The organism is Micromonospora sp. CNZ285 (assembly GCF_004637285.1).
Genome location: NZ_SPQD01000001.1, coordinates 4415120 through 4440165, shown reverse-complemented (window position 1 = coordinate 4440165; position 25046 = coordinate 4415120). Strand labels below are relative to the sequence as shown.

Annotated in this window: 24 protein-coding genes; 10 read left to right on the top strand and 14 right to left on the bottom strand. The window is 72.2% G+C overall.

Annotated elements, in window-relative coordinates; genetic code table 11:
* Positions 1-60: 60 nt before the first annotated feature.
* Positions 61-834 (bottom strand): M23 family metallopeptidase, encoded by a 774-nt coding sequence (locus tag CLT75_RS20095; protein WP_135241997.1) that lies wholly within the window; start codon positions 832-834, stop codon positions 61-63.
* 251 nt (positions 835-1085) lie between these two features.
* Complete coding sequence (locus CLT75_RS20090; RefSeq protein WP_135241996.1) at positions 1086-1796, bottom strand: M23 family metallopeptidase; 711 nt, start codon at positions 1794-1796, stop codon at positions 1086-1088.
* 403 nt (positions 1797-2199) lie between these two features.
* Between CLT75_RS20090 and icmB the strand changes: the two genes are divergently transcribed.
* The 3 genes from icmB (at position 2200) to sucD (ending at position 5120) form a co-directional block, all read left to right on the top strand.
* On the top strand, positions 2200-2604 hold the full coding sequence (gene icmB / locus CLT75_RS20085) for a coenzyme B12-dependent isobutyryl CoA mutase small subunit (RefSeq protein ID WP_013288515.1): 405 nt from the start codon (positions 2200-2202) through the stop codon (positions 2602-2604).
* Between the two features lie 447 nt (positions 2605-3051).
* Positions 3052-4230, top strand: coding sequence for an ADP-forming succinate--CoA ligase subunit beta (gene sucC / locus CLT75_RS20080; protein WP_135241995.1), 1179 nt, complete (start codon positions 3052-3054; stop codon positions 4228-4230).
* A 2-nt stretch (positions 4231-4232) separates the two neighbouring features.
* On the top strand, positions 4233-5120 hold the full coding sequence (gene sucD / locus CLT75_RS20075; RefSeq protein WP_135241994.1) for a succinate--CoA ligase subunit alpha: 888 nt from the start codon (positions 4233-4235) through the stop codon (positions 5118-5120).
* A gap of 56 nt (positions 5121-5176) precedes the next feature.
* Here sucD and CLT75_RS20070 read toward each other — a convergent pair whose 3' ends face one another.
* The gene (locus CLT75_RS20070) at positions 5177-5446 is read right to left on the bottom strand and encodes a DUF4190 domain-containing protein (protein WP_135241993.1); all 270 of its coding nucleotides are present in this window, start codon (positions 5444-5446) and stop codon (positions 5177-5179) included.
* A gap of 158 nt (positions 5447-5604) precedes the next feature.
* On the opposite strand from CLT75_RS20070, the gene CLT75_RS20065 reads away from it, so the two are divergent.
* Positions 5605-6891, top strand: coding sequence for a cell division protein PerM (locus CLT75_RS20065; RefSeq protein ID WP_135241992.1), 1287 nt, complete (start codon positions 5605-5607; stop codon positions 6889-6891).
* Between the two features lie 115 nt (positions 6892-7006).
* On the opposite strand, the gene CLT75_RS20060 is transcribed toward CLT75_RS20065, so the two are convergent.
* Both CLT75_RS20060 and CLT75_RS20055 read right to left on the bottom strand, forming a co-directional pair.
* Entirely contained in the window at positions 7007-7561 is a 555-nt protein-coding gene (locus CLT75_RS20060; protein ID WP_135241991.1) for a DUF4190 domain-containing protein, read from the bottom strand.
* A 35-nt stretch (positions 7562-7596) separates the two neighbouring features.
* Positions 7597-7893: a CD225/dispanin family protein gene (locus tag CLT75_RS20055; protein ID WP_135241990.1), complete on the bottom strand. Its 297-nt coding sequence runs from the start codon at positions 7891-7893 to the stop codon at positions 7597-7599.
* A 180-nt stretch (positions 7894-8073) separates the two neighbouring features.
* Between CLT75_RS20055 and purN the strand changes: the two genes are divergently transcribed.
* The 3 genes from purN to CLT75_RS20040 all read left to right on the top strand — a co-directional run bounded on the left by purN (position 8074) and on the right by CLT75_RS20040 (position 10794).
* On the top strand, positions 8074-8694 hold the full coding sequence (gene purN, locus CLT75_RS20050) for a phosphoribosylglycinamide formyltransferase (RefSeq protein WP_135241989.1): 621 nt from the start codon (positions 8074-8076) through the stop codon (positions 8692-8694).
* Positions 8691-10265: a bifunctional phosphoribosylaminoimidazolecarboxamide formyltransferase/IMP cyclohydrolase gene (gene purH, locus CLT75_RS20045; protein ID WP_135241988.1), complete on the top strand. Its 1575-nt coding sequence runs from the start codon at positions 8691-8693 to the stop codon at positions 10263-10265. The genes purN and purH overlap by 4 nt, the downstream gene beginning before the upstream one ends.
* A gap of 151 nt (positions 10266-10416) precedes the next feature.
* Positions 10417-10794, top strand: coding sequence for a hypothetical protein (locus CLT75_RS20040; RefSeq protein ID WP_135241987.1), 378 nt, complete (start codon positions 10417-10419; stop codon positions 10792-10794).
* A 223-nt stretch (positions 10795-11017) separates the two neighbouring features.
* Here CLT75_RS20040 and CLT75_RS20035 read toward each other — a convergent pair whose 3' ends face one another.
* The 5 genes from CLT75_RS20035 to CLT75_RS20015 all read right to left on the bottom strand — a co-directional run bounded on the left by CLT75_RS20035 (position 11018) and on the right by CLT75_RS20015 (position 16675).
* Positions 11018-12046, bottom strand: coding sequence for a dipeptide ABC transporter ATP-binding protein (locus CLT75_RS20035; protein ID WP_135241986.1), 1029 nt, complete (start codon positions 12044-12046; stop codon positions 11018-11020).
* On the bottom strand, positions 12030-13067 hold the full coding sequence (locus CLT75_RS20030; protein ID WP_135241985.1) for an ABC transporter ATP-binding protein: 1038 nt from the start codon (positions 13065-13067) through the stop codon (positions 12030-12032). The genes CLT75_RS20035 and CLT75_RS20030 overlap by 17 nt, the downstream gene beginning before the upstream one ends.
* Before the next feature lie 6 nt (positions 13068-13073).
* Positions 13074-14030: an ABC transporter permease gene (locus CLT75_RS20025; protein WP_135241984.1), complete on the bottom strand. Its 957-nt coding sequence runs from the start codon at positions 14028-14030 to the stop codon at positions 13074-13076.
* Positions 14031-14048: 18 nt separating this feature from the next.
* Positions 14049-14987, bottom strand: a complete 939-nt coding sequence (locus CLT75_RS20020; protein ID WP_135241983.1) for an ABC transporter permease — start codon at positions 14985-14987, stop codon at positions 14049-14051.
* A gap of 89 nt (positions 14988-15076) precedes the next feature.
* A complete protein-coding gene (locus CLT75_RS20015; RefSeq protein WP_135241982.1) occupies positions 15077-16675 on the bottom strand; it encodes an ABC transporter substrate-binding protein in 1599 nt (532 codons plus the stop codon).
* Between the two features lie 391 nt (positions 16676-17066).
* Here CLT75_RS20015 and CLT75_RS20010 point away from each other — a divergent pair, with 391 nt between their 5' ends.
* Together CLT75_RS20010 and mdh are read left to right on the top strand one after the other, a co-directional pair.
* Positions 17067-17930, top strand: coding sequence for a bifunctional methylenetetrahydrofolate dehydrogenase/methenyltetrahydrofolate cyclohydrolase (locus CLT75_RS20010; RefSeq protein ID WP_047894341.1), 864 nt, complete (start codon positions 17067-17069; stop codon positions 17928-17930).
* A 98-nt stretch (positions 17931-18028) separates the two neighbouring features.
* Positions 18029-18979: a malate dehydrogenase gene (gene mdh, locus CLT75_RS20005; protein ID WP_013288499.1), complete on the top strand. Its 951-nt coding sequence runs from the start codon at positions 18029-18031 to the stop codon at positions 18977-18979.
* Between the two features lie 124 nt (positions 18980-19103).
* On the opposite strand, the gene CLT75_RS20000 is transcribed toward mdh, so the two are convergent.
* Positions 19104-19901 carry an MBL fold metallo-hydrolase gene (locus CLT75_RS20000; protein WP_135241981.1) on the bottom strand — a complete coding sequence of 266 codons (798 nt, stop codon included), beginning with the start codon at positions 19899-19901 and terminating at the stop codon, positions 19104-19106.
* Positions 19902-20040: 139 nt separating this feature from the next.
* Here CLT75_RS20000 and CLT75_RS19995 point away from each other — a divergent pair, with 139 nt between their 5' ends.
* On the top strand, positions 20041-21258 hold the full coding sequence (locus CLT75_RS19995; protein ID WP_135241980.1) for an NADP-dependent isocitrate dehydrogenase: 1218 nt from the start codon (positions 20041-20043) through the stop codon (positions 21256-21258).
* A 196-nt stretch (positions 21259-21454) separates the two neighbouring features.
* Here CLT75_RS19995 and galT read toward each other — a convergent pair whose 3' ends face one another.
* From galT to cysC, 3 genes are all read right to left on the bottom strand, one after another.
* Positions 21455-22528: a galactose-1-phosphate uridylyltransferase gene (gene galT, locus CLT75_RS19990; RefSeq protein WP_135241979.1), complete on the bottom strand. Its 1074-nt coding sequence runs from the start codon at positions 22526-22528 to the stop codon at positions 21455-21457.
* The gene (locus tag CLT75_RS19985) at positions 22525-23313 is read right to left on the bottom strand and encodes a DeoR/GlpR family DNA-binding transcription regulator (RefSeq protein ID WP_013288495.1); all 789 of its coding nucleotides are present in this window, start codon (positions 23311-23313) and stop codon (positions 22525-22527) included. Before CLT75_RS19985 ends, galT begins: the two co-directional genes overlap by 4 nt.
* Before the next feature lie 176 nt (positions 23314-23489).
* Positions 23490-25019, bottom strand: a complete 1530-nt coding sequence (gene cysC / locus CLT75_RS19980; RefSeq protein WP_135241978.1) for an adenylyl-sulfate kinase — start codon at positions 25017-25019, stop codon at positions 23490-23492.
* Positions 25020-25046: the final 27 nt, after the last annotated feature.

Genomic DNA, 25046 nt, shown 5'->3' with positions numbered 1-25046 from the left:
GCAGGCGTGGCCGGGCCGCAGACCGGCCCGGCCACGCCGGGTGGATCACTCGTGGTGGCGTCAGCAGGCCACGTCGATGCCCCGGGCACGCAGGAACGGCGCCGGGTCGATCTGGCTCCACATCGCGCCCTGGTGCACCTCGAAGTGCAGGTGCGGGCCGGTGGAGTCGCCGGTGGAGCCCTCGTAGCCGATGACCTGACCGGCCTTGACCGTGTCGCCCACGGCGACGGCGAGCCGGCTCTGGTGGGCGTAGTGGGTCAGGTAGCCGTTGTGGTGGTCGATGAAGACCGAGATGCCGTAGCCGTCGCCCACGTCGCCGGCCTTGACCACGGTGCCCGCCGCGGCGGCGTGGATCGGCGTGCCGGACGGCATGGCGAAGTCGATGCCGGCGTGCTGGGTGCCCCAGCGGGGCCCGTAGCAGGACGTGATGTCGGCGCCCTTCATCGGGATGACCCAGGTGGGCTTCTTCGCCACAGTCGTCTTCTTGGGCTTCGGCTTGGGCTTCGCGGTCGCCGTCTTCTTCGGCGCCGGGGTGGTTGCACTCGCGCTCGGGCTCGGCGACGGGCTGGCCGGTACGGCGGACGGGGTGACCGGCTCACGGTCCGAGCGGTCGGCGCGGGCGGCGTCGTCGGCGCGGGCCGCTACGCCGAGGTCGACGGCGGCCGGTGTGGGGTCGGACGGGGCGGTGGTGACGACCACGCCGCCGATGCCGAGGCCGAGCAGGGCCACCGCGCCGGTGACCACGTAAACGGTGCGCCGGGCGCGGCGCGGGCGCCGGTGCCGGGCGGGAGCGTTGTCCGGGGTGGGGCTGCTGTGCTGCACGGGATCCTTCATCGGTTTCGAGGGGCACGTGACCTCGAAATACTGGTGTCGGTGCAGCTCGCAGCGGGTATGGGGGTGCGGAGGCGGTGGCGCGTAGTCGCCGCGGCGCGTCCGGTTTTCCACCGGCCGGCCGGTTCGGTCGAAGAGACGATCTTCGGTGAGTGTGCTCCCGGTCACACTCGTCGGTGTGACGTGGCAGACATCGGCACAGACGAAACCGCCCGGACCGTGCGGTCCGGGCGGTTAAGAGGCGTTACGGAGCGTCAGGACGCGGCTGCGTCGCTGTAAACCGCCTCGACTTCGAGCTGAATGTCCACTCCGCGGTCCTTGAGGAACGCCACGGGGTCCTGCGGCTGGCCCTTGACATGGATCTCCAGGTGAAGGTGCGAGCCGTAGGAGTGGCCGGTGTTGCCGACCAGGCCGAGCTGGTCGCCGGCCTTCACCTCCTGGCCCTCCTTGACCGTCACCGCGGAGGAGTGGCCGTAGATGGCCTCGCTGCCGTCGGAGTGCTGGACGATGACGGCGTAGCCGTAGCCGCCGAACCAGCCGGCCTTGGTGACGGTGCCGGCGTGGACCGCCTTGTACGGCGTGCCTTCCGGGGCGACCAGGTCGATGCCGGTGTGCAGCTTGCCCCAGCGCATGCCGTAGGGGGACTTGAAGTCGTAGCCGTGCAGCGGCAGGAGCCACGGGTCCTGCTCGGCGGCCTTGCGGTCGGAGCGGTCCGAACGGGAGGCGACGTCCGCGCTGTCGGCACGGGCGGCGGCGTCCTGGCTGGCGACCGAGGCCTGCCGGAGCTCGTCGAGGACCGACGGGTTGACGCTCTTGGCGTCGGGGAGGGCGTTCGCGCCGATGGCGACGATGCCGGCGCCGACGAACGCGGTGGTGACCACCGCGGCGTAGCGGCTCCGCGGGGGGGTGGGTACGCGGCGGCGGCCGCGATAGCGATCGGGCTCAGACGACAGGCGCTGGCGCACGCACACCCTCCGTTGTCGGGGATCCGATGCGACTCCGGACCGTTCGGTGAAGCTCTGGCGAACCTCCGGTGTCGCGTCGTCACCCGTCCGTGGACCTGATGACAACCGTGGACACGTTAGCCAACAGCCACTCCTGTCACAAGCCGAAGCGCCGAAATGCTGATTCGTTATGTCCAATTCCATCCGACCTTGTCATATCTCGTGCCGCCAGTCGGATGGCCCGTCGACTGCCCATTCGTCGCGGACAGTGACCGAACGGCGGAGGTGTCCGGCTTTCCGCGTACCCGGGTGGGCGGTAGAGGGGTCGGCTCGTTTGTGGGAAGGTCCGGCCCCGCTTCCCGCCTCACGTCCGGCCGGGTTACCGTTCGTTCAGGTCAGGAGTGCCGGTGAAAGGTGTGCGCAGATGAGCTCTCGTATCCGGGTCGTCGTCGCGAAGCCCGGCCTGGACGGCCACGACCGGGGAGCGAAGGTGGTCGCCCGTGCCCTGCGTGACGCCGGCATGGAGGTCATCTACACCGGCCTGCACCAGACGCCCGAGCAGATCGTCGAGACCGCCATCCAGGAGGACGCGGACGCGGTCGGCCTGTCGGTGCTCTCCGGCGCGCACATGACGCTGTTCAAGCGCGTCGTCGAACTGCTCACCGAGCGCGACGCCACCGACATCGTGGTGTTCGGCGGCGGCATCATCCCCGAGGCCGACATCCCGGAGCTGGAGCGGCTCGGCGTCGCGAAGATCTTCACCCCGGGTGCGACCACCGGGTCGATCGTCGAGTGGGTACGGGAGAACGTCGCCCAGCCGGTCGGCTGACCCGCCGCGTTCTCCGCTGTCCGGCCCTCGCGTTCCCGGTTCCGGGCACGGGGGAGGGGCCGGACGCACCCCTCACACGCCCGGCCCCTCTATGCACGATGCCCCGCCGCCACCCCTCGACCGACAGGGCATCGGCCGCTCCCGTCGCCGCGCTTGACCAGCGCGCCGACATCACACTCAACGACGCCCCCGACGGGCGGTTACGCCCCGGTCCGGAGATCCCCCGGACGGCTGACGCCCGCGCGCGCCGGTGCGGCCGTGCCCGGGACGGCCGGACGACAGCCTGTGCATTACCGCACACCCCGCACCCGCTCGGTTGCCGCCCGTTCCCATCTCGTTAGGCTGCGGCAAATGGCCTGTCTCATCTGATGACAGGCGTCAAACTGATTTTCCGAAGCTGGTGGCGGCGCGACGGCGCGCCGCGGAGACGGGACGGGACGCGCAATCGTGGACCTGTACGAGTACCAGGGGCGGGACCTGTTCGAGCGGCACGGCTTGCCCGTGCTCGCCGGCGGCGTCGCCACTACCCCGGAGGAGGCCCGCGCGATCGCCGAACGCCTCGGCGGCCGGGTGGTCGTCAAGGCGCAGGTGAAGGTCGGTGGCCGCGGCAAGGCCGGCGGCGTGAAGCTGGCCGAGGGCGCGGAGGAGACGGTGGCCCGGGCCACCGACATCCTCGGCATGGACATCAAGGGTCACACCGTCCACAAGGTCATGATCACCGTGACCGCGGACGTGGCCGAGGAGTACTACTTCTCGTACCTGCTCGACCGGGCGAACCGCACCTTCCTCTGCATCGCCAGCGTGGCCGGCGGCATGGACATCGAGCAGGTCGCGGCCGAGACCCCGGAGCGGGTCGTGAAGGCGCCGATCGACGCCAACACCGGCGTGGACGAGGCCAAGGCGCGCGAGATCGTCACCGCGGCCGGCTTCCCGGCCGAGGTCGCCGACCAGGTGGTCGAGGTCGCGGTCAAGCTGTGGCAGGCGTTCGTGGCCGAGGACGCCACGCTCGTCGAGGTGAACCCGCTGGCCACCACCAAGGACGGCAAGCTGCTGCTCCTGGACGCCAAGGTCACCCTGGACGAGAACGCCGGGTTCCGGCACCCGGACCACGAGGCCCTGGTCGACCAGGCGTCGGTGGACCCGCTGGAGCAGGCCGCGAAGGCCAAGGACCTCAACTACGTCAAGCTCGACGGCGAGGTCGGCATCATCGGCAACGGCGCGGGCCTGGTCATGTCCACGCTCGACGTGGTCGCGTACGCGGGTGAGCGGCACGGCGGCGTCAAGCCGGCCAACTTCCTCGACATCGGCGGCGGCGCGAGCGCCGAGGTGATGGCGAACGGCCTGGAGATCGTGCTGTCCGACCCGTCGGTCAAGAGCGTCTTCGTCAACGTCTTCGGCGGCATCACCGCCTGCGACGCGGTCGCCAACGGCATCGTGCAGGCGCTGGCGCTGCTGGAGCAGCGCGGCGAGAAGGCCACCAAGCCGCTCGTCGTGCGCCTCGACGGCAACAACGCCGAGGCCGGCCGGGCGATCCTCGACGGCGCGGCCAACCCGCTGATCCAGCGGGTCGACACCATGGACGGCGCGGCCGAGCGGGCCGCCGAGCTGGCAGCTGCGGGGGTCTGACAATGGCTATCTGGCTGACCAAGGACTCCAAGGTCATCGTGCAGGGGATGACCGGTTCCGAGGGTTCCAAGCACACCCGGCGGATGCTCGCCGCCGGCACCAACGTGGTCGGCGGCGTGAACCCGCGCAAGGCCGGCACCACTGTCGACTTCGACGGCACCGAGCTGCCCGTCTTCGCCGCCGTCGCGGACGCGATGAAGGAGACCGGTGCCGACGTCACCGTCATCTTCGTGCCGCCGCAGTTCACCAAGGCCGCCGTGGTCGAGGCGATCGACGCCGGCATCGACCTGGCCGTGGTGATCACCGAGGGCGTGCCGGTGCACGACACCGCCGCGTTCTGGGCGTACAACAAGTCCAAGGGCGAGCGCACCCGGATCATCGGCCCGAACTGCCCGGGCATCGCCTCGCCGGGCGCGTCGAACGCCGGCATCATCCCGGCCGACATCACCGGCTCCGGCCGGATCGGCCTGGTCAGCAAGAGCGGCACGCTGACCTACCAGATGATGTACGAGCTGCGCGACATCGGCTTCTCCACCTGTGTCGGCATCGGCGGTGACCCGATCATCGGCACCACCCACATCGACGCCCTGGCCGCCTTCGAGGCGGACCCGGAGACCGACGCGATCGTCATGATCGGTGAGATCGGTGGCGACGCCGAGGAGCGGGCGGCCGAGTTCATCAAGGCCAACGTCACCAAGCCGGTGGTCGGCTACATCGCCGGCTTCACCGCCCCGCCCGGCAAGACCATGGGTCACGCCGGCGCGATCATCTCGGGCTCGGCGGGCACCGCCGACGCCAAGAAGGCGGCGCTGGAGGCGGTGGGCGTCAAGGTCGGCAAGACCCCGACCGAGACCGCCAACCTGATGCGGGAGCTCATGTCCGGCCGCTGAGCGGCCGAGCGACACGCCGAGGGGGTCGACCGGGCAACCGGTCGGCCCCCTCGCGTTCAGCGGTACCAGTACGGGTAGTACGAGTTGCCCCGGGCGCGCACGATGGCGCTGGCGACGATGTTGATCACACCGAACGCGATGCCCAACCAGCCGAGCAACTGCGACCTGCCGTTGCGCCGGGCGTCGCGGATCGACAGCGCGCCGAAGACGATGCCCAGGATGCCGCAGCAGAACAGGCCGAAGACGATGCCGAGGACGCCCCAGAGCGTGGTCCGGTCCCGGCCGACGGCCGGTGGCGGCGGGGGCGGCGGATACGGAGCGTGCACGGCTTCCTCCGAGCGGTCGGCACCGCGACGGGAACGGTCGCGTCTGAGGCCGAGGCTAGACCGGATCACCGCCGCCGGGCCGGGGTTCGGCGAACTCGCCAGGCAACCGACCCGGTATCGGACTGCCGTCCTTCCCGCGGCGTGCCAGAGTAGACACGATGTCACGCGTCACCCCTGACCAGCCCCGCCGTCCGGCCACCGGTCCCCCCGCCGGTGCCCGGCCGCCCGGCCGTGCCCGCCCGGCCGCGCGCGTGCCCGCGCCCCGATCGGGTGCCGAGCCCCGCAGCCGGGCCCCGCTGCCGGTCGCCGCCGGGGTGGCCGCGCTCTGGGCGGCGCTGACCTCCTGGCTGCCGGTCTCCGCCGTGCTGGGCCTCGCCCAGCTCAGCGAGGACGCCGGATCGCTCGGTGGTGCGCTCCGCGCCGGCCTGGCCGGCTGGCTGCTCGGGCACGGGGTGCCGTTGCAGACCGCCGCCGGCCCGCTCGGCCTGGCGCCGCTCGCGCTCAGCGCGCTCGCCGTCTGGCGGCTCACCCGCGCCGGGGTGCACGTCAGCCGGGCCGTCGGCGCGCGCGGGGCGGGCTCACCGCGCCAGGCGCTCACCGTCGCGGTCGCCGTCGGCATCGCGTACGCACTGCTCGGCGCACTCGCGGCGTTCGCCGTCGACGCCGCCGGCCTGCGGGTCTCCCCGGTCACCGCCGCGCTCACGTTCGCCGCGTTCGGCGTGTCCGCCGCCCTGGTCGGCGCGCTGCGCACCACAGGTGTCTGGGCGGTGCTGGCCGAGCGCTGCCCACCGCCGGTGCGCGACGGTCTGCGCACCGGACTGGTGGCGGCGCTGCTGCTGTGCGGCGCGGGTGCCGGTGCGGCCGGGCTGGCGGTGGCCACCGGTGGCGGCGACGCGGCCGACATGATCGGGGCGTACCGGACCGGGGTGGCCGGTCAGGCGGGAATCACACTGGTCAGCCTCGCCTACGCGCCGAACGCGACCGCCTGGTCGGCGAGCTACCTGCTCGGTCCCGGGTTCGCGGTCGGCACCGACACCGCCGTCCGCACGAGTGAGGTCTCCGTGGGCGCGCTGCCGGCCGTACCGCTGCTGGCCGGCCTGCCGCGTGGCCCGATGGACGGGCTGGGTGGCGCGCTGCTGGCCGTGCCGGTGCTGGCCGCGATGGCAGCCGGCTGGTTGCTCGCCCGGCGGCTGCTGCGCGCGGCGGCCGAGGAACGGGCCGAGGTGGGCTGGCCGGCGCTGCTGCTGCCGGCCGCGCTCGCCGGACCGGTCGCGGGCGCGCTGCTGGGGCTGTTCGCGGCGGCATCCGGCGGGTCGCTCGGCGGTGGCCGGCTGGCCGAGGTGGGGCCGTCACCGTGGGCGGTGGCCGCGGTGGCCACGCTCGTGATCGGGGTGGGCGCGGTGCTCGGCGCCGCCGCCACCCGCACGCTGACCCGCCCCCGCTGACGCGCACCTGTTGACTCACACCCGTCGACCTGCACCCGCTGACGCGTCGCCTCCGGGGCCCGCAGACGCGTCAGGGGCGTCCACCGGAAGGTGGACGCCCCTGGACGACGGACGATCAGGGCTGGGCGGGCAGGCTGACGTTGGCGACGATGCCCAGGATGATCAGGATGATGCCCAGGCCGGCGCCGACCGCGCCGCAGATCAGACCGGTCTTGGCCTGACCGTCGTTGTTGGCGAGCCCCTGCGCGGCCTTCTGGCGGCCCAGGTAACCGGTGACCGCCGCCGCGATACCCAGCGGGATGCCGAGGTAGAAGCAGCAGACCATCGGGATCGAGGCGATACCGAGGATCATGGACACGAGGCCCAGCGTGTTGTTCGGGGCCTGGCCCGCCCCGGCCGGGTAGCCGGCGCCCGGGTACTGCGGCGCGGCGCCGTACGGCTGCTGCTGCGCGTACGGGTCCTGGCCGTAGGCGGGCTGACCCGAGGTGGGCTGGCCGTACGGCTGGCCCGATGTGGGCTGCTGGCCGTACTGCGGCTGCTGCCCGTACTGCGGCGGCTGGCCGTACTGCGGGGCCTGCGGCGGCTGGGCGTACGGGTCGTGCGGCTGCGCGTTCGGGTCCTGGTTCGGCTGCTGGCCGTACGGGTCCTGTCCGGGGTAACCGGGCTGCATGTCTGGGTGCTCCTCAGATCGGTTCGGGTTGTCGGTCAGTTGCTGCCGCTGTTGCCGGCGAGACCAGCCAGGCCGCCGAGGAGGCAACATCCCACCACGATGATGGCGATCCAGATCAGGCCGACGATGAGGGCCCACTTGGACCACTTCTTGGACTCGGCTGCGGCAGCCTGCGCGCCGGCGTAGTCACCCTGCTGGATCAGCGGGTTGACCTTCGACGCGTTGATGATGGCCGGGATCGCGAGCGGCCAGAACAGGAAGATCGCGACGATGGACATCGTCATGTTGTTGTCGATCTGCTGCGGCTGCGGCGGGGGGTATCCGGGCTGCATGCGATGTACTCCTCGGTCCGACGGCACGCGGCGTGCCGGTTTCTTCGTGGGGGTGCGGGCCGGGCGCGAGGCCGGACACCGGGCGACCGGCAGCGTACCGCGATCACGCCACCCGGGAGGTCAACCGTTGAGCCGCCGCCCCGCGGCCGGGCCGCCTGACCTGCCCGATAGGGTTGCCCGGTGACCGAGCCCGCGTCCGTCGCCCGCCTCGTCGTCCTCGTCTCCGGCTCCGGCAGCAACCTCCAGGCGCTGCTGGACGCCACCGCCGACCCCGGGTACGGCGCCCGGGTGGTCGCGGTCGGCGCCGACCGGGATGGGATCGCCGGCCTGGACCGGGCCGCCGCCGCGGGTGTGCCGTCCTTCGTCGAGCGTGTCAAGGACCACCCCACCCGCGCCGACTGGGACAAGGCGCTCACCGCGCGGGTCGCCGAGCACCGGCCGGACCTGGTCATCAGCGCCGGGTTCCTCAAGCTGGTCGGCCCGGAGTTCCTGGCCGCGTTCGGCGACCGCTACCTCAACACGCACAACACGCTGCTGCCGGCGTTCCCCGGCATCCACGGCCCCCGCGACGCGCTGGCGTACGGCGTGAAGGTCACCGGGGCCACCCTGTTCTTCGTCGACGCGGGCATGGACACCGGCCCGATCGTGGCCCAGGTCGCCGTGCCGGTGCAGGACGACGACGACGAGGACACGCTCACCGAGCGCATCAAGTCCGCCGAGCGGCGCCAGCTCGTCGAGCAGGTCGGCCGCCTGGTCCGTGAAGGTTGGACGATCACCGGCAGAAAGGTCACCATCCCGTGAACGCCACTGAGGACGCCGGCCGCCGCCCGATCCGGCGCGCGCTGGTCAGCGTCTACGACAAGACCGGCCTGGCCGAGCTGGCCCGCGCCCTGCACGAGGCCGGCGTGGAGATCGTGTCGACCGGGAGCACCGCGTCGACGATCTCCGGCGCCGGGGTGCCGGTGACGCCGGTCGAGCAGGTCACCGGCTTCCCGGAGATCCTCGACGGGCGGGTCAAGACGCTGCACCCGAAGATCCACGGCGGCCTCCTCGCCGACCTGCGCAAGGACGCGCACGCCGCCCAGCTCGCCGAGCACGGCATCGCCGGCATCGACCTGCTGGTCTCCAACCTGTACCCGTTCCAGGCCACCGTCGCCTCCGGCGCCGACACCGACGAGTGCGTCGAGCAGATCGACATCGGCGGTCCGGCGATGGTGCGGGCCGCGGCGAAGAACCACGCCTCGGTGGCGGTGGTGACCGACCCGGCCGCGTACCCGGCGGTGGTGGCCGCGCTCGCCGAGGGCGGCTTCACCCTGGCCCGTCGCCGGGCGCTGGCGGCCCGCGCGTTCGCCGACATCGCCGACTACGACGTCGCGGTGGCCGACTGGTTCGCCACCACCGTGTCGCCGGCGCAGGACGGCTGGCCGGAGTTCGCCGGGCTGGCGCTGCGCCGCCAGGCGGTGCTGCGGTACGGCGAGAACCCGCACCAGGCGGCGGCGCTCTACACCGATCCGGGCGCGCCGGCCGGGCTGGCCCAGGCCGAGCAGCTGCACGGCAAGGAGATGTCCTACAACAACTACGTCGACGCGGACGCCGCCTGGCGGGCCGCCAACGACTTTCCGGACCAGCCCGCGGTGGCGATCATCAAGCACGCCAACCCGTGCGGCATCGCCGTCGGCGCGGACGTGGCCGAGGCGCACCGCAAGGCGCACGCCTGCGACCCGGTCTCCGCGTTCGGCGGCGTGATCGCGGTGAACCGGCCGGTCGACGCGGCGATGGCCGGCCAGGTCGCGGAGATCTTCACCGAGGTGCTGGTGGCGCCCGGCTTCGACGAGGACGCGCTGGAGCTGCTGCGGGCCAAGAAGAACCTCCGCCTGCTGCGGGCGCCCGAGTTCGCCGTGCGGCCCGCGGAGTGGCGGCAGGTCAGCGGCGGCGTGCTGGTGCAGACGCGGGACGCCGTCGACGCGCCCGGCGACGACCCGTCCGGGTGGACGCTCGCGACCGGCGACCCGGCCGACGAGGCGACGCTGCGCGACCTGGCGTTCGCCTGGCGGGCGGTCCGCGCGGTCAAGAGCAACGCGATCCTGCTGGCCCGCGACGGCGCCACCGTCGGTGTCGGCATGGGACAGGTGAACCGGGTGGACTCGGCGCGGCTGGCGGTCAGCCGGGCCGGTGACGAGCGGGCCCGCGGCTCGGTCTGCGCCTCGGATGCGTTCTTCCCGTTCGCCGACGGTCCGCAGATCCTCATCGACGCCGGGGTACGGGCGATCGTGCAGCCCGGCGGCTCGATCCGGGACGAGGAGACCATCGCGGCCTGCAAGGCGGCCGGCGTGACCATGTACCTCACCGGCACCCGGCACTTCTTCCACTGACGAGTCCGGCCGTGACCGTCCGGGTGCGTCAGTCGTCCACACGACTGGCGCACCCGGATGCCGGGCCGTTGCCCGCCGCCGGAGGCGGTTGCTAGCGTGTGCGCGGCGACGATCGAGCGTCTCCGCTGTCTGTGAGCCCGGCAGGTGTGCCATGCGCGTTCGCGACCGGTTGACCGCCGTCGTCGTCACGCTGGCGTTCGTCCTGGCCGGACTCGGAGCGGCAGCCGCACCCGCCGTCGTCGCGCCGGCCGCCGCCCCGCCGACCGCCGCCTCCGCGAGCGGGACGAGCCCGGTCGCGCTGCGTACCGCGTACCCCGGAATCTCCTGGTCGGGGCTCGCCGCCGGGCCGTGGCACGACCACGGCGGCGGCCTCGGCTACGCAGACGGACCGGACGACCTGGCCCCGGCCGCGCTCCCGCGCGTGGCCGGTCCGGCGGTGCCGGAGCCCGTCGTGCCCGCGCCCCGGCCTCCGGTCGTGCCGCTGCCGCCGCGCGGCCCGCTCGCCGCGCGCGCCCCGCCGGCCGCCTGAGCCGCACCGAACCCGCAGCCCGCACCGGGACGCGCGCTCGCGCCGCACCGGACACCGCCGCGTCGACCCGGCGGTCTCCGCCGCGAGCTGCCGTCCACCGGTACGGCGGCGCACCTCACGCCGCCGGGCCGCCTCGGGTTCGTCCCGGGTCCGCCGTCCGCACGCGTGCCCGCATCGAAGGCCCCGCCCCCTCTTCCTCCGGGGGACGGGGCCTTCGTCGCGCTCACGCCTCGGTGCGCACCTCGGCGAAGTGGCAGGCGCTGGGGTGCGGGTCCGCCGCCCGGGGGACCGCCTGCGGGTCCTGGGTCGCGCAGACCTCCTCGGCCTTCCAGCAGCGGGTCCGGAAGTGGCAGCCGGACGGCGGCTCGGCCGGGCTGGGCACGTCGCCGGTGAGCCGGATGATGGTCCGCCGGTCGCGGGCCTCCGGGTCGGGCACCGGCACCGCCGACAGCAGCGCCTGGGTGTACGGGTGGGTCGCGCGCTGGTAGATCTGCTCCTCGGTGCCGATCTCCACGATCCGGCCCAGGTACATCACCGCGACCCGGTCGGAGATGTGCCGCACCACCGACAGGTCGTGGGCGATGAAGATGTACGACAGCCCCAGCTCGTCCTGGAGCTGTTCGAGCAGGTTGATCACCTGGGCCTGGATGGAGACGTCCAGGGCCGACACCGGCTCGTCGCAGACGATGATCTCGGGCCGCAGCGCGAGCGCCCGGGCGATGCCGATGCGCTGCCGCTGGCCGCCGGAGAACTGGTGCGGGTAGCGGTTGAGGTGCTCCGGATTGAGCCCGACCACGTCCAGCAGCTCCTGTACCCGCTGTCGCCGGCTGCGCTTCGGTGCCGCCTCCGGGTGGATCTCGAACGGCTCGCCGATGATGTCGCCGACGGTCATGCGCGGGTTCAGCGAGGTGTACGGGTCCTGCATCACCATCTGCATGTTCCGCCGCAGCCGGCGCAGGTCGGCCCCGGTGGCCCGGAGCAGGTCGCGCCCCTCCAGCGTGACCCGCCCGGCGGTCGGCGTCTCCAGGCGCATGAGCAGCCGGGCCAGCGTGGACTTGCCGCACCCGGACTCGCCGACCACACCGAGCGTCTCACCGCGCCGCAGCTCGAACGAGACGCCGTCGACCGCCTTGACCTGGCCGATTGTCTTCTTGAACAGCACGCCCTGGCTGATCGGGAAGTGCTTGACCAGCTGGTCGACGGCGAGGATCGTCTCGCCGCGCACCTTGGCGGGTTCAGCCGTCGCGGTCATCGTGCACCTCCTGGGCGAAGTGGCACGCGCTGGTCCGCCCGTCGGCGAGCACCAGGTCGTGCGGCACCTCGTCCACACAGACCGGCTGGACGTACGGGCACCGGGGGTGGAACGGGCAGCCGGACGGGATCGCCATCAGGTTCGGCGGCAGCCCGCGGATGCTGGACAGCGCCTGGCCGCGCACGTCCAGGCGCGGGATCGACTCCAGCAACCCCTTGGTGTACGGGTGGGCCGGCGCCCGGTACAGCGCGTGCACGTCGGCGTGCTCGACGATGCGGCCCGCGTACATGACCGCGATCCGGTCCGCCACACCGGCGACCACGCCCAGGTCGTGGGTGATCAGGACGAGCGCCATGCCGAGGTCCCGGCGCAGGTCGGCCAGGAGGTCCATGATCTGCGCCTGCACCGTGACGTCCAGCGCGGTGGTCGGCTCGTCGGCGATCAGCACCTTGGGGTCCAGCGCCAGCGCCATCGCGATCATGACGCGTTGCCGCATGCCGCCGGAGAACTGGTGCGGGTAGTCGCCGAGCCGCTTCGCCGCGGCCGGGATCCGGACCAGGTCCATCAGCTCGACGGTGCGCCTGCGCGCGTCGGCCCGCGACATCCCGGCCCGCTCGCGCAGCGACTCGCCGATCTGCCAGCCGACCGGGAAGACCGGGTTCAACGCCGACAGCGCGTCCTGGAAGATCATCGCGATCTCGGCGCCGCGGATCTGCCGGCGCTCCTCCTCCGGCCGGGTGAGCAGGTCCCGCCCCTGGTAGAGGATCTGCCCGGCGCGCACGTACGCGGGCGGGGTGTCCAGGATGCCCATGATCGCCTGGGCGGTGACGGACTTGCCGGAGCCGGACTCGCCCAGCACCGCGAGCGTCTCACCGGCGTCCAGGTGGTACGTCACCCCGTTGATCACGCGCGCCACGCCCTCCCGGGTACGGAACTCGACGTACAGGTCCCGTACCTCCAGCAGGTGCCCGCCGGGCGGCGTGGGTGAGGCCGGCGTGGGCCGGACCGACGACTGGGTCATGAGACGTCACCGCAGCTTCGGGTCGAAGGCGTCGCGGATCGCGTCGCCGAGCATGATGAAGGCGAGCACGGTCAGGGCCAGGAACGTCGACGGCACGATCAGCGGCGTCGCGGACTCCCGCATGTGCACCCGGCCGGCGTCGATGTCGATGCCCCAGGAGATGGTCGGCGCCTTCAGACCGATGCCGAGGAAGCTCAGCGTCGCCTCGGCCGCGATGAACGACCCGAGCGCGATGGTGAGCACCACGATGGCCGGGGCGAGCGCGTTCGGCAGGATGTGCCGCCACATGATCCGGCCGTTGCCGGCCCCGAGCATCCGGGCGGCGGCCACGTAGTCCTGCTCCCGGGCGGTGATCACCGAGGAGCGGACCACCCGGGCCGCGGTGGTCCACCCGAGCAGCGCCAGGACGAGGATCACCGCGAACAGGCGTACCGTCTCGCCGCTCGTGCTCACCCGCTTGAGCAGCACGATCGCGGCGAGCAGCAGCGGGATGCCGAGCACGATGTCGATCACCCGGGACAGCACCGCGTCGACCCACCCGCCGAAGTAGCCGGCGAGCATGCCGACGACGAGCGCGATCACGCCGGTGATCAGCGCGGATAACGCGCCCACGAGCAGCGAGGCGCGGGCGCCGTAGACCGCGCGGGCGAACGTGTCGCAGCCCTGGAAGTCGTACCCGAAGATGGCCCCGCCGGACGGCCCGGCGTGCTGCCGCGACAGCACGCAGTCGCGCGGGTCGTTGGCGGCGAACAGTCCCGGCGCCACGGCCATCGCGGCGACCAGCACCACCAGGAGCAGGCTGATCCAGAAGATTGGCTTGCGGCGCAGGTCCCGCCAGGCGTCACCGGCCAGGCTGCGGGCCCGGTCCGGCCGCCCGGCCCGCCCGGGCGTGCCCGGTTCGCCTGACACGCCGCGCCGCGCGGCCTGGTTCTCGGTCGCCGCCACCGTCTCGAAGTCGCTCACTGCGGCACCTCGCTGCGCTCACTCATAGCGGATCCTCGGGTCGAGGACGGCGTAGAGCACGTCCACCACCAGGTTGGACAGCAGGTAGACCACGACGAGCACGCTGACGATGCCGACGACAAGCGGGCCGTCCTCGGTGCGGATGCCGCGGAACAGGTTGAAGCCGACGCCCGGGACGTTGAACACGCCCTCGGTGATGATCGCGCCGCCCATCAGGTTGCCCAGCTCGACGCCGAGGAAGGTGACCACCGGGATGAGCGAGTTGCGCAGCACGTGCACCCCGACGATGCGGCGCCGCCGCAGGCCCTTGGAGCGGGCGGTGCGGACGTAGTCGGCGCGCAGGTTCTCGGTCACCGAGGTACGGGTCAGCCGCAGCGCGGTGGCCAGCGACAACGAGCCGAGCACGATGCCGGGGAGCAGCAACGCGTAGAAGGAGGGTTGCGCTCCGGCGGTGGGCGGGAAGATCGGCCAGCGTACGCCGAGGAAGTACTGCGCCAGCGGGGCCAGCACGATGGTGGGGATGCCGAGCACCAGCAGCGTGAGCACGAGCGTGGCGTGGTCGAACACGCCGGAGCGGCGGATCGCCGCGATCACGCCGGCGGTGACTCCGAAGATCACCGTCACGGCCATCGCGATCACGGCGAGCTTCACGGTCACCGGCCAGGCGGCGGCGAGGATGTCGCTGATCTGCCGCCCGGTCAGCGACTGCCCGAGGTCCCCCTGGACCAGGCCGCCCAGGTAGTCGAAGTAGCGGTAGAAGAAGCCGCCGACACCCGTCGCGTCCAGGTGGTACTTCTCGGTCAGGTAGGCCCGCTGCGCGGCGGTGACCGGCCGCTCCCCGGCGAGGGCCTGGATCGGGTCGCCCTGCCCGGCGAACATCAACGCGTAGACGATCAGCGTGGTCCCGAAGAAGGCGAGGACCATCTGGAGCAGTCGCCGCAGGATGAAGCGGAGCATGCTGGCAAGTCTGCCGAAACCGGGCGAAATACGTGCCAATGCGAGGGCCGGGCCACCCGGTGGGGGTGGCCCGGCCCGTCAGCGGGGTGTCAGGCGCGTTCGATCTTCAGCAGGTCCACCCGGTCGAAGAGGTCCACGTGGACGTTCTTGACCTTGGTCGAGTGGCCGAAGTTGTTCTGCCCGTACCGCAGCGGGATCACCGGCATGTCCTGCGCGAGCAGGTCCTCCGCCGCCTGGTACTTCTTGATCGCCTCGTCCTCGGTCGCCGCGCGGGCGCCCTCGGCGAGCAGCTTGTCGAACTCCGGGTTGCTGTAGCCGTAGTAGTTCGACGAGCCGGTGGTGCTGTACAGCGGGCCGAGGTAGTTCTCCATGGACGGGTAGTCCATGACCCAGCCCATCCGGAACAGGCCGACCGGCTGCTTCTGCTTGAGCTTGGTTAGCAGGTCCGCGAACTTCGGCTCGGCGGTGCCCACGCACTCCACGCCCAGGTTGGCCTTGAGCTGGTTGCAGGTGGCGTCGATCCAGTCCTTGTGGCCGCCGTCGCCGTTGTAGGACAGCTCGATCTTCTTCGGGCCGCCCGCGGCCTCGTACATCGCCTTGGCCTTGACCGGGTCGAACGCGCCCGCCGTGCCGATGGTGTTCTCCCGGTAACCGGCGACCACCGGCGAGACGAACGAGCGGGCCGGCTGCTGCGAGTCCTTGAAGATCGACTTGGTGATCTCGTCCCGGTCGATCGCCATCGAGATGGCCTTGCGCACCTCGGGCTTGCTGAACTCCTCCTGGAACGTCGGGAAGGCCAGCACCTGCAGCGACGAGGCCGGGCTCTGCTGGAAGCGGTCGCCCAGGTCGGTCGCGGCGGTCGACAGGTTCTCGGTCGGGATCGTCTTGATCACGTCGAGGTTGTCCGACAGCACGTCCGCGTACGCCGCGGTCGGCTGCTGGTAGATGCGGAACTCGACGCCGCCGACCTTGGGCTGCTGACCCGGGAACGCGTCGTAGCGCTCCACCTCGACCTTGGCGTCGTGCTGCCAGCTGCCCTTCATCTTGAACGGGCCCTGGCCGATCGGCGCCTGCTCGTAGCCCTCGGCGAGCACGCCCGGCGCGGAGAAGGCCGCCTTGGGCAGCGGGTAGAAGGCGGTGTAGCCGAGCATGGACTTGAAGTCCACGTACGGCTGGCTGAGCGTCACGGTGAAGGTCAGGTCGTCGACCTTCTTCAGGCCGCTGAGCGTCGTCGCCCTCGGCTTCTCGCCCTGGAGGTCGTCGTAGCCGGCCACCTTCTCGAAGAAGTAGCTGGAGTTCTGGCCGTTCGGCGCGTACGCGCCGTAGTTCCAGGCGTCGATGTAGTTGTCGGCGGTGACCTTCTCGCCGTTGTGGAACGTGTAGCCGGGCTTCAGCTTGACCGTCCAGACCTTGTTGTCGGACGTCGTCACCGAGTCGGCTGCCACCTCGTGCGGCTTGTTCGCCTCGTCGTAGTCGACCAGCGGGCTGAACAGGGCCGACAGGACCTGGGAGCCGCTCGTCTCGTTGGTGTTTGTCGGCACGAGGTGCTGCGGCTCGGCGATCTCGATCCGCACGGCCGCGTCGGAGTCGCCGGCACCGCCGCCGCCACCGCCCGAGCCGCAGGCCGTCAGGCCCAGCGTCACCGCGAGCGGGAGCGCGGCCCAGGCCGCGAGCCTACGAACACGCATGGAGTCTCCTCATCTCCTCACGCTGCGCGGTCGTCCCGACGCTGGGTGACTCTGCGCAACGAGCGGTAACGGTAGGTCGCGATCCGGCCCGTCGACAACTAGTGCGTGGTCAACTGATGACGGATCGTGTTCGACGAGCCTTGCCACCGCTGTCCGTGCGTGCTAAACACCGCCTCTAACTGGCCTTTTATTCGCCCCTGGTGGTCCGTTCGAGGCCCGGTCGAGCGCGTCTGCGACCTCCGGCCCGCCTGTCCGGTCCCTGCCCGTCCGAGTGCGTCAGGGCCGCCGCGTCACAGTTACTGGTCACTCTCCGTGAGTTAGGGCACGTTGCGGAGCGTGATCGTCGGCCGTCGTCGTCCGGGCCCGCCCGCAGGCGTGAGACGATCACGACGTGACGGCGACGATCCTGGACGGCAAGGCCACCGCGGCGGAGATCAAGGACGAGCTACGGGCCCGGGTCAAGGCGCTCGCGGAACGCGGCATCACCCCCGGCCTCGGCACCGTGCTGGTCGGGGAGGACCCCGGCTCCCAGGCGTACGTCAACGGCAAGCACCGCGACTGCGCCGAGGTCGGCATCGCCTCGCTGCGGGTCGCGCTGCCGGCCGACGCCACCCAGGAGCAGCTCGACGCGGCGCTGGCCGAGCTGAACGCCGATCCGGCCTGCCACGGCTACATCGTCCAGCTCCCGCTGCCCGGTCACCTCGACACCCAGCGCGCGCTGGAGTCGATCGACCCGGACAAGGACGCCGACGGGCTGCACCCGGTCAACCTGGGCCGGCTCGTCCTCGGGTACGACGCGCCGCTGCCCTGCACCCCGCGCGGCATCGTGGAGCTGCTGCGCCGGCACGACGTGCCGCTGCGCGGCGCGAACGTCGCTGTCGTCGGCCGGGGCAACACGGTCGGCCGCCCGCTGGGCCTGCTGCTGACCCGCCGCAGCGAGAACGCCACCGTGACGCTCTGCCACACCGGCACGCTCGACCTGGCCGCGCACACCCGCGCCGCCGACGTCGTCATCGTGGCCGCCGGGGTGCCCGGGCTGCTCACCGCCGACATGATCAACCCGGGCGCGACAGTGGTGGACGTCGGCATCACGCGGGTCATCGGCGAGGACGGCAAGGGCCGCTACACCGGCGACGTGGACCCGGAGGTGGCCGAGGTCGCCGGCAAGCTGGTGCCGATGCCCGGCGGCGTCGGTCCGATGACCCGGGCGATGCTGCTGACGAACGTGGTCGAACGGGCCGAGCGGACCGCCTGACACCCACCCAGGTCATAACCGTCCGCCCCTGACCCGATCGGTGCCAGGATGGCTGATACGGTCCGGAAAACCGACTGGTATCAGGGAGTGGGACGACCATGGGTAAGAAGGTCACTGTCGTCGGCGCCGGCTTCTACGGCTCGACCACCGCACAGCGCCTGGCCGAGTACGACGTCTTCGACACCGTCGTGATCACCGACATCGTGGAGGGCAAGCCGGCGGGTCTCGCGCTCGACCTCAACCAGTCCCGCGCGGTCGAGGGCTTCGAGACCAAGGTCGTCGGCGTCACCACCGGCCCGAACGGCGAGGGCTACGAGGCCATCGAGGGCTCGGACGTCGTCGTCATCACCGCCGGCCTGCCGCGCAAGCCGGGCATGAGCCGGATGGACCTGCTGGAGACCAACGCCAAGATCGTCCGGCAGGTCGCCGAGAACGTCGCCAAGTACGCCCCGAACGCCGTCGTCATCGTGGTGTCGAACCCGCTCGACGAGATGACCGCGCTGGCCCAGCTCGCCACCCAGTTCCCGAAGAACCGGGTGCTCGGCCAGGCCGGCATGCTGGACACCGCCCGCTTCACCAACTTCGTCGCCGAGGCGCTGAGCGTACCGGTGAAGTCGGTACGGACCCTGACGCTCGGCTCGCACGGCGACACGATGGTCCCGGTGCCGTCGAAGAGCACCGTGAACGGCAAGCCGCTGCGTGACGTCATGCCGGCCGAGCAGATCGAGGAGCTGGTCGTCAAGACCCGCAACGGTGGCGCCGAGGTCGTCGCGCTGCTCAAGACCGGTTCCGCCTACTACGCCCCGTCCGCCGCCGCGGCCCGGATGGCGAAGGCCGTGGCCGAGGACTCCGGCGCCGTCATGCCGGTCTGCGCCTGGGTCGACGGCGAGTACGGCATCTCCGGCGTGTACCTGGGCGTCGAGGCCGAGATCGGCGCCGAGGGCGTGAAGCGGGTCGTCGAGACCGACCTGGACGCCGACGAGCTGGCCGCGCTGAAGGAGGCCGCCGAGGCCGTCCGCGCCAAGCAGGGCGACGTCGCCAGCATGTGACGCCCGACCACTGCGTCCGAAGGCCCGCCGGTTCCGCCGGCGGGCCTTCTGCCGTCCCGCCCGCGCTTCTCCCCGTCGATCATGAAGTTGACGGCGGAATGGGAGATCGAATACGCCGCCAACCTCATGATCGACCCGGCAGCGGGTGGGGGGTGAAGGGGGCGGTCAGGTGGGGGGTGGCCAGGACGGCGGGGGAGAGGGACGACAGCAGGTGCTGCCGGGAGTGGCGGGCCGTGTCCTGGTCCTCCTCGTGGGCGTACGCCAGGTCCGGGTCGACCGACTGGATCGCGTGCACCAGCAGGTCGCCGGTGATCAGGAGGCGCTCGTCGTCCGCCTCGATGAGCACCGACTGGTGACCCGGCGTGTGGCCGGGCGTGTGCAGCAGCCGTACCCCCGGGGTGAGGGGCGTCTCACCGTCGACCACCCGCAGCCGCCCGGCGGCGCGCAACGGCGTCAGCAGCCGGGCCGGCAGTTCCGGGTGGAACAGCTCCAGCGCGTCCACCTCGGCGCGCTGGATCAGGTGGTCCGCGTTCGGGAAGAACGGGCCGGCCCAACCCACGTGGTCGGTGTGCAGGTGGGTGAGGACCACGGTGCGGACGTCGGCCGGGTCGATCCCGGCGGCGGCCAGCTCGGCCGGCAGCCGGCCCGGCACCGGCGCCCAGCTCGCGGCGAGGGAGTCGGCCGGGCCGATGCCGGCGTCGACAAGCGTGACCGGCCCGTCGCCGGCCCGCACCGCGAACGCGCGGAACCGCAGCCACCACCGGCCGTCGTCGGTGACGGCGCCCGGATCGAGCCGGTCGGCCGCCGCCCAGTGCGCCTGGGTGGCACCGGGAAACGCCTCGCCGCGCGGCTGGAAGAAGGGCCCCTCGCCGTCGGAGAGCGCGGTGACCGTGATAGACCCGAGGGTGCGGCTGAGCGGCATCGGACGATGATGCCAGCAGGCCGAGGCGCGGCGCAGCCCGCTTTTCCGGCGGCCCACCCGGGCCGCCTGGGGACTGCCGGCCAGTTTCCAGTACGCTCGTACTGCTTGAGCACGTGTCCCCCGAGAGGAGCGCCGGCCGATGGCGAAGATCAAGGTAAACAACCCGGTCGTGGAGATCGACGGCGACGAGATGACCCGGATCATCTGGAAGCAGATCCGGGAGCAGCTGATCCTGCCCTACCTCGACGTCGACCTGCACTACTACGACCTGTCGATCCAGCACCGTGACGCCACGGACGACCAGGTCACGGTCGACGCCGCCAACGCCATCAAGGAGCACGGCGTCGGCGTCAAGTGCGCCACCATCACCCCGGACGAGGCCCGGGTGGAGGAGTTCGGCCTGAAGAAGATGTGGCGGTCGCCGAACGGCACCATCCGCAACATCCTCGGCGGCGTGGTCTTCCGCGAGCCGATCATCATGTCGAACGTGCCGCGGCTCGTCCCGGGCTGGACCAAGCCGATCATCATCGGCCGGCACGCGCACGGCGACCAGTACAAGGCCACCGACTTCGTCGTCCCCGGCCCCGGCACGGTGACCATCACCTACACCCCGGCCGACGGCGGCACCCCGATGGAGATGGAGGTCGCCAACTTCCCCGGCGGCGGCATCGCCATGGGCATGTACAACTACGACGACTCGATCCGGGACTTCGCCCGCGCCTCGTTCCGGTACGGCCTGGACCGCGGCTACCCGGTCTACATGTCCACCAAGAACACCATCCTCAAGGCGTACGACGGCCGGTTCAAGGACATCTTCGCCGAGGTGTTCGAGAACGAGTTCAAGGCCGAGTTCGAGGCCGCCGGCCTCACCTACGAGCACCGGCTGATCGACGACATGGTCGCCGCCGCGCTCAAGTGGGAGGGCGGGTACGTCTGGGCCTGCAAGAACTACGACGGTGACGTGCAGTCCGACACCGTCGCGCAGGGCTTCGGCTCGCTCGGCCTGATGACCTCGGTGCTGCTGTCCCCGGACGGCCGTACCGTCGAGGCCGAGGCCGCCCACGGCACCGTCACCCGGCACTACCGGCAGTACCAGAAGGGCGAGAAGACCTCGACCAACCCGATCGCCTCGATCTACGCCTGGACCCGGGGCCTGGCCCACCGGGGCAAGCTGGACGGCACCCCGGCGGTCACCGAGTTCGCCGACACGCTGGAGAAGGTCATCGTGGACACCGTCGAGGGTGGCCAGATGACCAAGGACCTCGCGCTGCTCATCTCGCGGGACGCCCCGTGGCTGACCACCGACGAGTTCATGAACGCGCTCGACGAGAACCTGGCGCGCAAGCTCGCCGCCTGATCACTCCCGTCGATCACCACGGAGCCCGCCGGCACGCGCCGGCGGGCGCCGTCGTGTCCGGGCTCGTGCGTCACCGGGTCCGGGCCGGGCTCGTTGTACCGGGTGGACGCGATGCCAGTCTCGTCCAGCCGTCCCTTCCCTTGCGGGGGGCCCTGTCCCGGGCCCCCCGCGCCCTGTTGTACGGGCGCGTTCCCGCTCAGGCGGCGCGGAGCAGCTCGGCGGCTCGCTCGGGGGCGATGTCGTTGATGAACACGCCCATGCCGGACTCCGACCCGGCCAGGTACTTCAGCTTGTCCTTGGCCCGCCGGATGCTGAACAGCTGCAGGTGCAGGTGGCCCAGCTCCCTGTCGATCCGTACCGGCGCCTGGTGCCAGGCCGCGATGTACGGCATCGGCAGGTCGAACAGCCCGTCGAAGCGGCGCAGCAGGTCCAGGTAGAGCGGCCCGAAGGCGTCCCGCTCGGCGTCGTTCAGCGCCGGGATGTCCGGCACCGGCCGGTGCGGCGCCACGTGCACCTCGAACGGCCAGCGCGCCGCCGCCGGGACGTACGCGGTCCAGTGCTCGTTGCTCGTCACCACCCGCTCCCCGGAGGCGCGTTCGGTGGCCAGCACGTCGGCGTAGAGGTTGCCCCCGGTGCGGTCGGCGTACCGCCGGGCGGCGGCCAGCATGGTCCGGGTGCGCGGCGTGACGAACGGGTACGCGTAGATCTGCCCGTGCGGGTGGTGCAGCGTCACCCCGATCTCCACGCCCCGGTTCTCGAACGGGAAGACCTGCTCCACGCCGGGTAGCGCGCTCAGTGCGGTGGTGCGGTCGGCGAGCGCGTCGAGCACCGTCCGCACCCGGCGCGGGGAGAGCCGGGCGAACGAGGCGTTGTGGTCGTCGGTGAAGCAGACCACCTCGCACTTTCCGCGCCCGGGGCGTACCGGGGTGAACGGCGTGATCTCGGCCGGCTCGTCGGCCACCCGCTGGCTCAGCGACGGGAACCGGTTCTCGAAGACCACCACGTCGTAGTCGGGGGCGGGGATCTCGCTGTGCCGCTCGCCCCGGGACGGGCAGAGCGGGCACTGGTCGGCCGGCGGCAGGAACGTCCGGGTCTGCCGGTGCACCGCCACCGCCACCCACTCGTCGGTCAGCGGGTCGTACCGCAGCTGCGAGGCGGGCGGGGGAGGGGGCAGGTCCCGCCGGTCCGGCTGGTCGCGGACCGCGTCGTCCCGCTCGTCGAAGTAGATCAGCTCGCGGCCGTCGGCCAGCGCGATCTGCGTACGCTTCACTCCGCCCCCCTCGTCGTGGGCACCGTCACCAGCTCACCCACCCTGTCGTCGAGTACCCGTCGGGCCTCGGGTGCCAACCGGTCGTCGGTGACCAGCACGTCCGCCGCCTCCAGCGGCACGATCGACGAGATGCCGACGGTGCCCCACTTGGTGTGGTCGGCGAGCACCACGAGCCGGTCCGCCGCGGCCACGAGCGCCCGGTTCGTGTCCGCCTCCATCAGATTGGGCGTGGTGAAACCGGCCCGTTCGCTGATCCCGTGCACGCCCAGGAAAAGCAGGTCCAGGTGCAGCGCGGCGATCGCGGCCACGGCGAGCGGGCCGACGAGCGCGTCCGACGGTGTGCGGACGCCGCCGGTGAGCACCACGGTCTGGTCCGGCCGTCCGCCGACGTGCAGGGCCTCCGCCACCGGCAGCGAGTTGGTGACCACGGTGAGGCCGGGCACGTCGACCAGCCGCCGGGCCAGCTCGGCGGTGGTGGTGCCGGCGGAGAGCGCGATGGCGGCGCCGGGCCGGACCAGTCCCGCGGCGTGCTCGGCGATCGCGGCCTTCTCGGCGGACTGGCGGACGGACTTGGCGTGGAAGCCGGGCTCGTCGGTCGAGCCGGGACCGGCCGGTGTCGCGCCGCCGTGCACCTTGGCGAGCAGTCCCTGCTCGTGCAGCGTGTCCAGGTCGCGCCGGATGGTCATGTCGGAGACGCCGAACTCGGCCGCCAGCTCGGTGACCCGGACGCCACCGGCGCGGCGCAGTCGTTCCAGGATTGCCGTCTGCCGCTGCCGCGCCAGCATCCCCGGCTCACCTCCGCGCCTCACCGACCACGCGGGCACCCCACGCGGTCGAACGTGTTCCAACAAAGACGAACACTACCGCGCAGTGAGGGGCGATGCGAGACCGCCGCCGTCCGGAAGGCCGGACGACGGCGGTCGAGGTGCGCGCAGGCCGGACGCGTCCGGCGGTCGGAAGATCAGGCGGGCTGGAGGCGGGGCTCCACCCAGCCGGTCTCGGTCAGGTGCTCCATCACCTTCCCGATGGCCTCCTCGACGCTCAGATCCGAGGTGTCCACCACCAGGTCGGCGTCGGTGGGCTCCTCGTACGGGTCGTCGATGCCGGTCATCCCGGTGATCAGGCCGGCCCGGGCGCGGGCGTACAGGCCCTTGCGGTCGCGCTGCTCGCAGACCGCCAGCGGCGTCGCCACGTGAACCAGCAGGAAGCCCGCCCCGGCCGTCTCGGCCATCTCCCGGGCGGTGGCGCGGGCCGCCGCGTACGGCGCGATCGGGCAGCAGATGCCGACGCCCCGGTGCCGGGCGATCTCCGCGGCCACCCAGCCGATCCGGCGTACGTTGAGATCCCGGTCGGCCTTGCTGAACCCCAGCCCGGCGGAGAGTTCCCGCCGCACCACGTCGCCGTCGAGCAGCGTGATGGTGCGGTCGCCCTGCTCGCGGAGCACGTCGGCCAGCCCGCGGGCGATGGTCGACTTGCCCGAGCCGGACAGGCCGGTCAGGAAGATCACCAGGCCCCGGTGCCGCCGCGGCGGGCGCGCCCGGGTCAGTTCCTTTGCCACCGCCGGCGGCGTGTGCCACTCGGGCAGCGGGAAGCCCCGGTCGAGCAGGTCGTCGATCTCCCGCGTGCTCAGCGCCAGCCGCCGGTTGCGCGGCGGGATGTCCTCACGCCAGCGCCACTGCCCGTCCCGGTTGTCGTAGGCCAGCTCGCGGGGCACCAGCACGCGCAGGCCGGCGCCGGAGAGCATGCCCTCGGTGGAGAGCAGGTGGGTCACCCCGTACGCGGCGGCGACCCGCGCCCGCAGCAGCGCGTCGCTGATCTCGTCGCGCCGCCGGGCCAGCGGCACCGCCACCAGCGTCGCCGGGGGCATCCGGTCGCGTGCGGCGAACACGCTGCGCACCAGCGACTCGGCCGGCAGGCCGCCGATCGACTCCTCGCCCACCGGGATCATCACCAGCAGGTGCGCGCCGAGCGTCCGGGCCGCGTGCGCGATCTGCGCCAACTGCGGCCGGTGCAGCGGGCGGTCGGCGAACACGCCGAGCACCCGGCCCGGCGGCAGCAGTCCGCGTACCTCGTCGGGGCCGCGCCGCAGCCGCTGGAACGGCCCGTGGCCGCCGTCGCCCAGGCGGCGCACCGCGCCACCGACACCCACCATGCCCTCGCGGCCCGGCCAGACGTCGGTCACGTCCATCGCCGCCACCGGTGCGCCCTCACCGTCGGTGAGCACCACCGCCCGGCGGGCCGGGTCGGCCGGGTCCAGGCCGTCGGCGAGCGCCGCCGGTACCTGGAGCGTCACCGGCACCGGCCACGGCGTGCCGTCGGCCAGCCGGCCGCGCCGGTTCAGCGAGGCCAGGTCGGCCCGGCTCATGAAACCGCTGAGCGGTGCGTACGCCCCACTCAGCAACAACTGGAGATCGGCCAGCTCAGCGGGTCTGGGCGCGTACGACGGCGCATCCCGCAGAACGTCCTCGGGCAGCAGCCACCCGTTGCTCATCGAACCCCCAACTCACCGGCCGGCACA